Genomic DNA, 12,410 nt, shown 5'->3' on the forward strand with positions numbered 1-12,410 from the left:
CAGCCGCTAGCGGCCTGACATGCGAACGTGTCTCTCAGCGCAGGATTTCAACGGTGGAAGGTGTGTTTGAATGATATCCCAAACGATCTCGGCCTTCGTCATATGATAGGCATGACGCAGAAGATTTCCAAAGTCGATCATCTTGCGCCAGTCGATTCCAGGCTCCGTTCGCTTGACCTCATCCGGGATGAATCTCGATGCCTCGCAGATGATCTCTAGAAGCCGTTCGATTGCGAGGCGGGAGGTCTTTTCGGAGACAAATTGATCGAATGTGAGGCCCTTCGTGACGCTTTCGATGTCCGATATGGCTTCCAGAATGTCGAGCAGCCGGTCTTCGACGGTCGGCGGCATTCAGAAGACCTCGATCAGATCGTCCGCGATCCGCTCGGCCATGCGCGGCTTCAGCAAGTCGCGCATCGATACCTGCACTCGAACGCCGACATGATCCTCGATCAGGTGTAGGACCTCAAAATAGTCGAACCGCGGCGCTTCCTCGCGCGAGGTCGTTTCGACCAACACGTCGAGGTCACTGTCCGGCCGCGCGTCACCGCGGGCACGCGATCCGAAGATGTGCAGCCGTTTCACGCCCGCAGCCCTCAAGGCGGGAGCAAGCTCTCGGAGCTTCCCGATGAGAGTTTGGAGTGGAATGTCTGCGACATCGGTCATGGCTGGATATTAGCACAGGGCAGCCGCCCGGCCCAGCGATACGGAGACAGTTCTGCTGACCCGGCCGGGGGCAGGCGAGGCCCGCCCGCCTGATATCACCGGGTCGTTGCGGCGACCGTCTGCGCTGGTTTCACCTTCCGCCAGACCCACACCATCACCGGCCACAGCAGCGCGCCGATCGCCATGGCAGCGAGGATGGCCGCGACCGGGCGCTCGAAGAACGGCAAAATGCTGCCATCGGACTTGATCAGCGACGTCACAAAAGCCTGCTCGACCATGGTGCCCATCACGATGCCGAGCACCATGGCCGCGACGGGATAGCCGTTCGCCTCCATGACATAGCCGATCACGCCGAACGCGGCGACCGTGACGACGCCGAACATGTTGTTGCCGATCGCAAACGAGCCGACCGCGCAGCACAGCATGATGATCGGCATGATGGCCGAGCGCGGCGCCAGCAGGATATAGGCGGCGACCCGGATCATGGCGATGCCAAGCGGGATCATCAGGATGTTCGCGATGATGAACATCAGATAGATCGCGTACATGCTCGACGCCTTCTCGGTGAACAGCGTCGGGCCGGGATTGAGCCCCTTCATGTAGAGCACGCCGATCGCGATCGCGGCGATGGTGTCGCCGGGAATGCCGAACAGCAGCGAAGGCACCCAGCCCGAGGCGATGCTGGCATTGTTGCTGGCGCCGGCCTCGACCAGGCCCTCCACGTGGCCGGTGCCGAACTTTTCCGGCTCCTTGGAGAAGCGCTTCGACATCGCATAGGAGACCCAGGCGGCCATGTCGGCGCCGGCGCCGGGCAGTACGCCGATGATGATGCCGACGATGTTCCCGCGCGTCATCTGCCAGTGATAGAGCTTGGTCAGCCTCCATTGGCCGGCCATGATGCTCCCGAATTTTCGTCGCGGCAGGGGTGGTGGTTCCGGCGTCAGCATCGCGCGCATCACCTGCGCCACCGCGAACACGCCGACGAGGGCCGGGATCGGCTCGATGCCGCCGAACAGATCGGTGAGGCCGAAGGTGAAGCGCGGGATGCCGCCGGGATTCTCGATGCCGATGCAGGAGACGAGCAGGCCGATGAACATGCCGGCGATCGCCTTCACCGGCGAGGAACGCGCCACCAAGGTGGCGCACATCAGGCCGAGCAGCGCCAGCCAGAAATATTCGAAGGTCGAGAACGACAGCGCGATCTCTGCCAGCGGCGGCGCCAGGATCATCAGCGACAGCACGCCGGCGATGCCGCCGACGGCGGAGAACCAGACGCCGGCCCCCAACGCCAGCTCGGCCTGGCCTTTGCGCGTCATGGCGTAGGCTTCATCCGCATAGGCGGCGGAGGCGGGCGTGCCCGGGATGCGCAGCAGCGCGCCGGGAATGTCGCCGGAGAAGATCGCCATCGAGGAGGCCGCGACGATGGTCGCGATCGCCGCGATCGGCGACAGATAGAAGGTGACGGGGACGAGCAGGGCGGTCGCCATCGTCGCCGACAGGCCCGGCAGCGAGCCGATCACGAGGCCGTACACGGAGGCCGCGATCATCGCGATGATGACCTCCCAGGTGGAGATCAGCGCGAAGGCATCAATCAGGGTCTTCAGCATGGGATTACCAGGGCGTCGGCAACAGGCCGGCGGGAAGCGGCACGCGGAGCAGCTTGCCGAAGATGAGGTGAATGGCGAACGGCGAGAGCATCGCGAGCGGCAGCGCCAGCTTCCACTTGGCTCCGAGCGCGGTCGAGGTCACGTAGACCATGATCGCCGCGGTGATGATGAAGCCGAGCCTGTCGGCGGCAAAGACATAGAACAGCAGCAGCGCCGGTGGCAGCAGCGCGCGCAGGCCGTAGAGCTTGCTCTGCGGCGGCGGGGCTGCCGCCTGGCCGTCCTCGAACGGCACCAGCTCTTCCTCCTCCTCGAAGGAATGGCCGATGCCGAACACGATCGCGAGCCCGCACAGCGCAAGGCCGCAGCCGATCACCAGCGGAAATACGTTGGGGCCGACCGGCTGCCCCGGCACCGGCGGCAGAATGTAGCCGCCATAGGCGGCAGCCGCGCCGAGCACGACGAGAAACGATCCCGTGACGGAGTCGGGAAGACGCATGGGAGGGCCCTGTGAGAGATGTTCTGCCTCGCGCGCGGCGGGGCTATCGAATATGCACTCCGTCATTGCGAGCGTAGCGAAGCAATCCAGAGTCGTTCTGCGGAGGGATTCTGGATTGCTTCGCTGCGCTCGCAATGACGATGTGGCAAGAGCTCAGTCCTTCACGCCTTGCTCAGGCCCGCGGCCTTCATCGCCTCGCCCATCTGGGCATCGCCCTTGTCCATGAAGCCCGCGAAGTGGGCCGCATCGCCCCACACGGTGCCGAAGCCGCGATTGCTCATGAAATCCTTGAACTCGGCCGAGTCGTAGACCTTCTTCAGCGCCGCCGTGAGCTTCGTTGCGATCTCCGGCGGCAGATTTTTCGGCCCGGCAATGCCGCGCCAGGCGCCGGTTGCGTAGTCGATGCCCATGGCCTCCTTCAGCGTCGGCACGTCCTTGAACACCGGGTTGCGCGCGGGCGCCATGATGGCGAGGCTCCTGGCCTTGCCGGCCTCGATGATCGCGCGCGCCTCCGGCACCGAGCAGGTGGTGAGGTCGAGACCGCCGGCAGCGAGATCCTGCATCGCGGGCGCTGCGCCATTCGACGGCACCCAGGCGACCTGGTTGGCAGGCAGGCCCATCGCCTGCATCCAGCCGACCAGCGCCAGATGCCAGATGCCGCCCTGGCCGGTGCCGGAGGCCTTGAACTTGCCGGGAGGCGCCGCCTTGATCGCATCGGCGAGCTCCTTGACCGTCTTGTAGGGCGAGGAGGAGGAGACCTGGATGCCGGGCGGATCCTCGTTCATCAGCGCCAGCGGCGTGTAGCTCTTCGGCGTCAGGTCGGTGAGGCCCTGCCAGTGCATCATCGAGATTTCGACCGTGAGCATGCCGATGGTGTAGCCGTCGGGCTGCGCGGTCGCGATCGCGCTATGGCCGACCACGCCGGAGCCGCCGGTGCGGTTGACCACGTTGAACGGCTGGCCGAGGTCCTTCTCCAGCAGCGCCGCGACGATGCGCGCGGTGGCATCGGTGCCCCCGCCGGCGCCCCAAGGCACGATCACGGTGACCGGCCGGGCCGGATAGGCTTGCGCAAGTGCGGACTTGAAGCCGAAAGCGGCGGAGGCCGCGACTGCAGCGGTGGAAGCCGCAAAGGTGCGGCGCGAAATCTTGGACATTGAATGCCTCCCAGCGGCGCCCGTGATGTCGGGCGCTCTTGTCAACGCCGGCATTCTAGTCGGCTTTGCGTCGCCGCCGCAAGGTAGCGCTACCAACTGGACGCGCCATGTTGTGAAGAGCAGACGGCCGATCGAATGGGTGGTCGGAAATCGGGTGGGTTTTGTCCGCGCGCGCAGCCAACTTCAGCGCGTAACGAAGAACCAAAGGCAAGCCATCGATGAACCAAGCCTATTACAGCGCCGTGCTGGACCATCCGCTGAACGACGTCTGGTCGCTGATCCGCGATTTCAACAACTACCCCGCTTACATCGACGGGGTGAGCGAGAGCGAGATCGAAGATGACAAGCGCGGCGATGAAGTCGGCGCCATCAGGCGCTTCTGCTATCTCGGAAACTGGATCCGCCAGCGCCTGGTCGATCACTCGGACCGGCAGCACACTCTCACTTATGCCGGTCTCGAAGCGATACCATACCCGCAAGACGACGGCGGTCCGAGTCCGGCGCCGACGCGCTACCAAGGCACCATGCATCTGCGTCCGATCGTCGAAGGCGACCGTACCCTCATCGAATGGTCGGTCGCGCTCGAAACCGAAGCTGCGGATGCCGAGCGCTGGAAAGCCCTGTTTGCCTCCTGGATTCCTGATTGGACGGATTCACTGGCACGGACACTGGCCCGGACCCGTCCGCGATCCAGCTAAAGCATGATCTCGAAAAGTGTGAACCGGTTTTCCGAAGGGATCACGCTCAAACAAGGACCTAACGCGCGATTACGATTCGTCCAAATCTCATCGCGCTTTAGAAGATATCGACCGCGAGGCTACTCCGCCGCCTCGCTATGCCCCAGCCGGGCGTTCAGCTTGCGGATCAGCTCCTCGGCCGCATCCGCAATCACGGTGCCGGGCGGGAAGATCGCCTCGGCGCCGGCGGCATAGAGCGCATCGTAATCCTGCGGCGGCACCACGCCGCCGACGATGATCATGATGTCGTCGCGGCCCTGCTTCTTCAGCGCGGCCTTCAGCTCCGGCACGGCGGTGAGGTGGGCGGCGGCCAGCGAGGAGACGCCGAGGATGTGCACGTCGTTCTCGACCGCCTGCCGCGCGGCTTCGTCGGCGGTGGCAAACAGCGGCCCGATGTCGACGTCGAAGCCGATATCGGCGAACGCTGAGGCAATCACCTTCTGGCCGCGGTCATGGCCGTCCTGGCCTATCTTGGCGACCAGGATGCGCGGGCGGCGGCCTTCCGCCTCCTCGAAGGCGTCGATCAGCGCCTGAACCTTCTCGACCTGGGTGCCCATGCTGGACGCCTCCCGCTTGTAGACGCCGGTGATGGACTTGATCTCGGCGCGGTGCCGGCCGAACACCTTCTCCATCGCGTCGGAGATCTCGCCGACGGTCGCCTTGGCGCGTGCCGCGTCGATGGCGAGCGCGAGCAGATTGCCGTTGCCTTCGCCGGCCGAGCGCGTCAGCGCGGCGAGGGCGGCATCGACCTCCTGCTGATTGCGCTCTGCCTTCAGCCGCTTGAGCTTGTCGATCTGCAGCCGGCGGACATTGGTGTTGTCGACCTTCAGGATCTCGATTTTGTCCTCGTCGGTCGGCTTGTACTTGTTGACGCCGATCACCGCCTGCTTGCCGGCGTCGATCCGCGCCTGCGTCTTGGCCGAGGCCTCCTCGATGCGCAGCTTCGGCACGCCGGCTTCGATCGCCTTCGCCATGCCGCCGAGCTCCTCGATCTCCTGGATATGGCCCCAGGCCTTGGCGGCGAGGTTGCGCGTGAGCCGCTCGACATAATACGAGCCGCCCCAGGGATCGATGATGCGGGTGGTGCCGCTCTCCTGCTGCAGGAACAGCTGGGTGTTGCGCGCAATGCGCGCCGAGAAGTCGGTCGGCAGCGCCAGTGCTTCGTCGAGCGCGTTGGTGTGCAGCGATTGGGTATGGCCTTGCGTCGCCGCCATCGCCTCCACGGTGGTACGCATCACGTTGTTGAAGACGTCCTGCGCGGTCAGCGACCATCCCGAGGTCTGGCTATGCGTGCGCAGCGAGAGAGAGCGCGGGTCCCTCGGGTTGAAGGGTTTCAGCAGCTTCGCCCAGAGCAGGCGCGCCGCCCGCAGCTTGGCGACCTCCATGAAGAAGTTCATGCCGATCGCCCAGAAGAACGACAGGCGCGGCGCGAAGCGGTCGACGTCGAGCCCCGCGGCAAGTCCGGCGCGCAGATATTCGACGCCGTCCGCGAGCGTATAGGCGAGCTCGAGATCCTGCGTCGCGCCGGCCTCCTGCATGTGATAGCCGGAGATTGAAATGGAATTGTACTTCGGCATCCTCGTCGAGGTGTAGGCGAAGATATCAGAGATGATCCGCATCGAGGGCGCCGGCGGATAGATGTAGGTGTTGCGCACCATGAACTCTTTCAGAATGTCGTTCTGAATGGTGCCCGACAGCTTCTCCGGCGGCACTCCCTGTTCCTCGGCGGCCGCGACGTAGAGCGCGAGGATCGGCAGCACCGCGCCGTTCATGGTCATGGAGACGCTCATCTGATCGAGCGGAATCCCTGCAAACAGCGTGCGCATGTCGTAGATGGAATCGATGGCAACGCCGGCCATCCCGACGTCGCCGCCGACGCGCGGATGGTCAGAGTCGTAACCGCGATGGGTGGCAAGATCGAACGCGACCGAGAGGCCCTTTTGCCCCGCCGCGAGGTTGCGCCGGTAGAACGCGTTGGAATCCTCCGCCGTGGAGAAGCCGGCATATTGCCTGACCGTCCAGGGTTGGTTGACATACATGGTCGGGTAGGGGCCGCGCAGGTATGGCGCGATGCCCGGATAGGTCTCGAGGAAGTCGAGCCCGGCGACATCAGCCTCGCCATAAGCGGGCTTCACCAGAATGCCCTCCGGCGTCAGCCACGGCTCGGCGCTGCCCGCAGGCGCAGCGACGGTTGGCCGCTCAAAGGCAATGTCGGCGAAATTCGGAATGCGGCTCATGGCTTCAACCATATCGTAAGCTCAATCATGGTCCGGATGCTGATGGCTGACGATGGTGGCCATCTTCTCCAGTCCGTAATTCTGCTGCGTGGTCTGGCTCGGCAAATTGGCGATGCCGACCACCCAGCCGAGGCGGGATTCAGTGCCATATTGCCGTGTCGGCACCACGTGGTCCGGCCGGTCGAAGGCGCCAGTCATGATCTCGATGCGCGGGCCATCGATGCGGCGGAAGCTCAGGGGCGTGCCGCAGGCGGCGCAGAAGTCGCGCATCGCGATCGACGAGGATTGGAACGCCGACGGCGCGCCCTTGGTCCAGGCAAAGTCCGTCTTCTCGATGTCGGCGAAGGAGGCAAACGGCGCGCCACTGGCCTTCTGGCACATCCGGCAGTGGCAGATCGAAATCTTGTTCGGCGACGCCGTCAGGGCAAAACGGACCGCCCCGCATTGGCAGCCGCCGGTGAGAACGGGTTTGCTGGTCTCGGTCATGCCATTTCCATCCGTCGATAAGCGTCTTGCAACGTGGCAACCGCATCACCGCCGGCGAAGACAAAACCCGTGACGCCGGCGGCCCGCAGCGCCGCCTCTGCCTCAGCCGGGCGGCCTGCCAGATAGATATGTCGCCCGCCGGCCGATTGCAGGGCCTTCGCCGCAGCTTCGGCGTGTTCCGCATAGACCTTGTCGCTGGAACACAGACAGGCCAACTCGGCGCCGGAGGCCTTGAAGGCCGCGGCCAGCTTGGCCGGATCGGCAAAGCCCTCGCTGTCGACCGCCTGGATGCCGCCGGCCTCGAAGAAGCTCTTGGCGAACGTCGCGCGCGCGGTGAAATCGGCGGGCGTGCCGAGATTGGCCAGGAACACCTTTGGCCGTGCGCCCCGCGCCTTCAACATCGCGTCGGATTTGTCGCGCAGCGCCTCGAACGGTTCCGCGAGACGGATCGGCGCCAGCGCCTCGAACTTGTATGTCTGTTCGCCATAGGGCGGAAGCGCGATCGGCGTTGCCTTCAGGACAGTGGCTTCGCTCTCCTGCAGGTTCGGAAACTCGCTGGCGCCGGTCAGCACGTCGCGGCGCTTCGCGATATTGGCCTGGCGCGCCTTGCGCGTGGCCGCGACCTTGCTCTGGAACACACCCTGCTGAAGCGCGGCGAAGGCGCCACCGGATTTCTCGCTCTCCTGGAATAGCGCCCAGGCCGCGTCGCACAGCTGCGCCGTCAGCGTCTCGATCCCGCCGGCGCCCGCCGCAGGATCGCTGACCTTGGCGAGGTTGCTTTCTTCCAGCAGCAAAAGCTGGGTGCTGCGCGCCACGCGCCGCGCGAACGGATCGGGTAGGCCGAGCGCCAGCGTATGCGGCAGCACGGTGATGGCATTGGCGCCGGCGAGCCCCGCGGCGAAGGTCGCCACGGTCGCGCGCAGCATGTTCACGTAGGGATCGCGCTGCGTCAGCATGCGCCAGGACGTATCGGCGGCGATGAACAGCGGTTTCGGCGTGAGCCCGCAAGCGGTCACGATGCGCGCCCACAACAGCCGCAGCGCGCGGAATTTGGCCATGGTCAGGAATTGGTCGGCATCAGCGGCGAGCCGCGCATAGACCATGCCCTGCGCGGTTTCCAGCGGAATGCCCGCGCCTTCGATCGCGCGCAGATAAGCGACGCCGCAGGCCAGCACGAAGGCGAGCTCCTGCACTTCCGAACCACCGGCATCATGGATCACGCGGCCGTCGGCGGAGGCGAACGGCCCCCTGAAGCCGAGCCCGGCGAGGCCCTTGATGGCGCCCGTGATCGCGGGGGCGATTTCCTCCCAAGTATAGGGGCTGTGGCCCCACACCGCGCCAGCCGCGAGCGGATCGAGCCCGAAGCGGATGTTGCAGGCGGCGGGATCGAGGCCGTTGCTCTTCACATATTCCGCGACATGGATCGCGGCCATCCGCGATTGCGGTCCAATCTCGAGCTCGATGCCGATCCCGGCGTCGAGATGAATGTCCTTCAGGACCTTTGCCACCGCGTCGGCAGAAGGTTCCAGGCCGAAACCGCGCGCGCCATTGGCGCCGGCGAATACCAGCGCAAGCCCGGTCGCACCGTTCTCCAGATCCTGCAGCGCCTGCGCATTCGCGAGCGCCGCATCGGGATGGTCGATCCGCTGCACGATCTGCCACGGCGCGGCCGGCAGCCGGCCCACCACCGGCGTAACGCCCTTCGCACGCGGATAGAGCGGTTCGATCTTGACGCCGTCATAGGTCTTGCCGACCAGCTTCTCGAACGGCGCGCCCTTCAGCACGCCGTCGACCAGCTTGCGCCAGTCCTCAGGCGTAGCCTTGGGAAAATCCGCCGCCAGCGGCAGGTCGTCAGTCACGGAGGTCATGCGGCGCGGGGCTCCCCAACGTCTTGTTATCCGCAGGCGAAATTGCCACGGCGGACCGTTCCTGCAAACGGTTGTTTTTGGTTAACCGGTATCCGGAAGCCGCTCAATGCCTTGCGTCGAGACGCTGGCGAGCCCGTCACGCACACGAATGCCCGAGATCACGCGGTCCGGTGCGATTTCGGCCAGCGGCACCAGCACGAAGGCGCGCTCGAACAGGCGCGGATGCGGCAGCGTCAGGTCGGGCTTCTGCAAGGAGACATCGTCATAAGCGATCATGTCGAGATCGAGCGTGCGCGGGCCCCAGCGCCGGTCTTTCTCGCGCGTGCGGCCGAACTTCTGCTCGACTTTCTGCAGCACGAACAATAGCGCGTGCGGATCGAGACTGGTCTCGATCTCGATACAGGCATTGATGAAGGGATCCTGGTTCTCGTCGCCCCAGGGCGGGGTCGTATAGTCGGACGAGCGCGCGATCAGCGCCGCCTGTGCCATGCCGCAGATATGCGCGATCGCCTTTTTGAACGTCGCGCGGACATCGCCGACATTGCCGCCCAGCGCGATCAGCACGCTCGCCATCAGGGATGCCGGGAGCGCGTCAGCACGATACCGACATCGTCGAAGATCGCGGCGATCGGCGCGTGCGGCTTGTGCACCGTGACCTTCACGGCGCGGATGCGCGGGAAGTGCGACAGGATGGCATCGGCCACCGCGCCGGCCGCGCGCTCCAGGAGCTTGTAATTGGTGTTCTTGAACGCCGCCGTCGTCGTCGCCACGACTTCAGCGTACGACACCGTGTCGGCGAGCCGGTCGCTGCGCGCAGGCTCCGACAGGTCGGTATAGAGATCGAGATCGATGACGAAACGCTGACCGACCTCGGTTTCGTGATCCATGACGCCGTGACGGGCATGGATCGACAGGCCGGTGACGAAGATCGTATCGGTCATTGCTCGCTCTCGATGGCATGCGCCACCCGCAGGGCCTGCAGGGTTTCGGCGACGTCATGGGTCCGGATGATCTTGGCACCGCGCTGCGCGGCGATCAGATGCGCCGCGATCGAGCCGGCGAGCCGCTCCGAGGGCTCCGACGGCGACACCGTGGCGATGAAGCGTTTTCGCGAGGCGCCGACCAGGATCGGCAGGCCGAACATGTCGAGCTCGCGCAAGCGCGCCAGCGCGGCCATGCTCTGCTCGGCGGTCTTGCCGAAGCCGATCCCGGGATCGAGCACGATCTTGTCGCGCGCGATGCCGGCTTTTGCGGCGAGATCCAGCGAGCGCAGGAAGAACGTCTTGATGTCCGCGACGATGTCGATGGCGGGATCGACGCTGTCGCGGTTGTGCATGACGATGACGGGCACGCCCCTGGCGGCGATCAGCGGCGCCATCTCGGCGTCGCGTTGCAGGCCCCAGACGTCGTTGGCGATCGCCGCGCCCTGGTCGAGCGCGAAGGCCACCACCTCCGCCTTCATGCTGTCGATCGAGACGGGCACACCGAGCGCCACGACGTCCGACAGCACCGGCTTCAGCCGCGCGAGCTCTTCCGCCGCCGTGATCGGCCGGGCGCCCTGGTAGGGCCGGGTGGATTCGGCGCCGATGTCGATGATGTCGACGCCGGCGGCGATCATCGCCCGCGCCCGCTCCAGCGCCCGCGCGGGCGCGATGAACTCGCCGCCGTCGGAGAAGGAATCCGGGGTGATGTTGAGCACGCCCATCACCGCAGGAAGCGGCCGGCCCACGAGCGTCCGCAGCGCGTCGATCCCGGCCGAGCCGGCCGGCGGGACGGAAGGGGAGGGCGAGGCATTCATGCGGCCCGCTTTGCGCGGTCGCGAAGAGGGTGTCAAGCCGGATTGAGGGCGATTCGCGGCCATTCCGATGCGCACAGACGGCCGAGAGGACGCGATGTTCTTGCCCACACTCCGTCATTGCGAGCGCAGCGAAGCAATCCAGACTGTCACCGCGGAAAGATTCTGGATTGCTTCGCTGCGCTCGCAATGACGATCTGGGAGCAGTGATGCCCCACCTCTCCAGCTTGGCCCGCAGCCTAATACGTAATCTTCGGCGGCAGCTTCTTGGCCTTGGCGATGATGTCGCCGACCGACTTCTCGGAAGGCAGGAGGCGGACGAGCTTCTTCTTCTCGTTGGCCTCGCGCATGCTCTGCGCCAGTCTCGCCGGATTTCGATAGGCGAGCTCGCGCACGGTGGTGACGCCGGCGGCGCGGACGAGCCCGACCTTGGCCCTGCCCATGCCGGGGATGCGCATGTAGTCGGAGACGTTGGCCCATTCCAGCAATTGCTGCTCGCTGATGCCGGTCTTGGCCGAAAGCGCCTTGCGGCCCTTCACGGTGGAGGCCGCCTCGAGCAGCGCGTCCGTGGTGCGGATTCCTTGCGCCTTCAGTTTGTTGGCGGCAAAGGCCGGCAGGCCCTCAATCTCGGAGATCGGATATGTCATGATGCTCGATATGAAAAGCGTCGCTCAGGCGAACTGGCTGAGGCCCGGCGTCCCCGCAATGATCTTGCCCATCTGATCCGCTCCGATTTTGTCTCGCCCGTAGCGGAAAAGTTCACGGGAGACGTTTTGAATCTCGGACATGCCGAGCCCGAGGCTCATCAGGCGCGTGCCGACGGCCATCAAGCCGCCGCCCATCAGCCGCGACAGGGCGCCACCGCTCTTGGACGCTTCGATCGCAGCTTCCGCTCCGGGGATCTGATCGATCAGGGCCTGCACGCTGTCGGAAGGACCCTCGTTGCGAAGGAAGGCCAGGATGATGCCGACGGTCTTTTCAGCGACAGCACCGTCTATGCTGGCGTTTGTCGCCAGCCGTCCGATCAGCTCGTCCATAAGACCCGCCCCTCAGCCGGTTTACATTCCGGAATATTGCTTTCGAAAACGATCTTGAGCCGGTGTGACGTGAAATACAAGCGATGAACGCATGCGCCGTCGCGAACGCGCGAAAAGTGTTGCCGCCGTGCAAGAGCCTAGAACGAATCGGCAAAAAATTGCCGCGTTGCGAACGCCGCGTTCCGACTTTCGGCTGATCTCGCCCATCGGTGTCCGACAATGTCGCATGCGCAGGAGCCGCTGAACCGATTTAATCGGCGCGCGAGATGCGTTAAACTACGGAACTGGTGCATTTGAGTTTCAATACGCGAAACTCGGCAGAGAGAT

At 65.1% G+C, this 12,410-nt stretch carries 14 protein-coding genes; 1 reads left to right on the plus strand and 13 read right to left on the minus strand.

Features of this window, described 5'->3' with window-relative positions; genetic code table 11:
• Window positions 1-6: 6 nt before the first annotated feature.
• The 5 genes from AB7M16_RS32120 to AB7M16_RS32140 form a co-directional block, all read right to left on the minus strand.
• Window positions 7-351, minus strand: coding sequence for a HepT-like ribonuclease domain-containing protein (locus AB7M16_RS32120; RefSeq protein WP_172784166.1), 345 nt, complete (start codon window positions 349-351; stop codon window positions 7-9).
• The gene (locus tag AB7M16_RS32125; protein WP_172784167.1) at window positions 352-666 is read right to left on the minus strand and encodes a nucleotidyltransferase family protein; all 315 of its coding nucleotides are present in this window, start codon (window positions 664-666) and stop codon (window positions 352-354) included. It abuts the gene before it with no gap.
• A gap of 95 nt (window positions 667-761) precedes the next feature.
• A complete protein-coding gene (locus AB7M16_RS32130) occupies window positions 762-2,273 on the minus strand; it encodes a tripartite tricarboxylate transporter permease (protein WP_172784168.1) in 1,512 nt (503 codons plus the stop codon).
• Window positions 2,274-2,277: 4 nt separating this feature from the next.
• The gene (locus AB7M16_RS32135; protein ID WP_172784169.1) at window positions 2,278-2,769 is read right to left on the minus strand and encodes a tripartite tricarboxylate transporter TctB family protein; all 492 of its coding nucleotides are present in this window, start codon (window positions 2,767-2,769) and stop codon (window positions 2,278-2,280) included.
• Between the two features lie 161 nt (window positions 2,770-2,930).
• Window positions 2,931-3,923 carry a tripartite tricarboxylate transporter substrate binding protein gene (locus AB7M16_RS32140; protein WP_453946423.1) on the minus strand — a complete coding sequence of 331 codons (993 nt, stop codon included), beginning with the start codon at window positions 3,921-3,923 and terminating at the stop codon, window positions 2,931-2,933.
• Between the two features lie 218 nt (window positions 3,924-4,141).
• Here AB7M16_RS32140 and AB7M16_RS32145 point away from each other — a divergent pair, with 218 nt between their 5' ends.
• Entirely contained in the window at window positions 4,142-4,621 is a 480-nt protein-coding gene (locus tag AB7M16_RS32145) for an SRPBCC family protein (protein ID WP_453946424.1), read from the plus strand.
• A 119-nt stretch (window positions 4,622-4,740) separates the two neighbouring features.
• Here AB7M16_RS32145 and scpA read toward each other — a convergent pair whose 3' ends face one another.
• The 8 genes from scpA to AB7M16_RS32185 all read right to left on the minus strand — a co-directional run bounded on the left by scpA (window position 4,741) and on the right by AB7M16_RS32185 (window position 12,083).
• Window positions 4,741-6,897, minus strand: coding sequence for a methylmalonyl-CoA mutase (gene scpA, locus AB7M16_RS32150; protein WP_453946425.1), 2,157 nt, complete (start codon window positions 6,895-6,897; stop codon window positions 4,741-4,743).
• 21 nt (window positions 6,898-6,918) lie between these two features.
• Complete coding sequence (locus AB7M16_RS32155; RefSeq protein ID WP_453946426.1) at window positions 6,919-7,383, minus strand: GFA family protein; 465 nt, start codon at window positions 7,381-7,383, stop codon at window positions 6,919-6,921.
• The gene (locus tag AB7M16_RS32160) at window positions 7,380-9,251 is read right to left on the minus strand and encodes a methylmalonyl-CoA mutase family protein (RefSeq protein WP_453946427.1); all 1,872 of its coding nucleotides are present in this window, start codon (window positions 9,249-9,251) and stop codon (window positions 7,380-7,382) included. Before AB7M16_RS32160 ends, AB7M16_RS32155 begins: the two co-directional genes overlap by 4 nt.
• An 81-nt stretch (window positions 9,252-9,332) precedes the next feature.
• Window positions 9,333-9,824: a 2-amino-4-hydroxy-6-hydroxymethyldihydropteridine diphosphokinase gene (gene folK / locus AB7M16_RS32165; RefSeq protein WP_453946428.1), complete on the minus strand. Its 492-nt coding sequence runs from the start codon at window positions 9,822-9,824 to the stop codon at window positions 9,333-9,335.
• Complete coding sequence (gene folB / locus AB7M16_RS32170) at window positions 9,824-10,192, minus strand: dihydroneopterin aldolase (RefSeq protein WP_453946429.1); 369 nt, start codon at window positions 10,190-10,192, stop codon at window positions 9,824-9,826. The genes folK and folB overlap by 1 nt, the downstream gene beginning before the upstream one ends.
• Window positions 10,189-11,049 (minus strand): dihydropteroate synthase, encoded by an 861-nt coding sequence (folP, locus tag AB7M16_RS32175; protein ID WP_453946430.1) that lies wholly within the window; start codon window positions 11,047-11,049, stop codon window positions 10,189-10,191. The genes folB and folP overlap by 4 nt, the downstream gene beginning before the upstream one ends.
• A gap of 236 nt (window positions 11,050-11,285) precedes the next feature.
• A complete protein-coding gene (locus tag AB7M16_RS32180) occupies window positions 11,286-11,693 on the minus strand; it encodes a DUF4332 domain-containing protein (protein ID WP_025035066.1) in 408 nt (135 codons plus the stop codon).
• A gap of 24 nt (window positions 11,694-11,717) precedes the next feature.
• Complete coding sequence (locus AB7M16_RS32185) at window positions 11,718-12,083, minus strand: DUF2267 domain-containing protein (protein ID WP_212259623.1); 366 nt, start codon at window positions 12,081-12,083, stop codon at window positions 11,718-11,720.
• Window positions 12,084-12,410 lie beyond the last annotated feature (327 nt).

It is taken from the genome of Bradyrhizobium sp. USDA 372, from assembly GCF_053629095.1.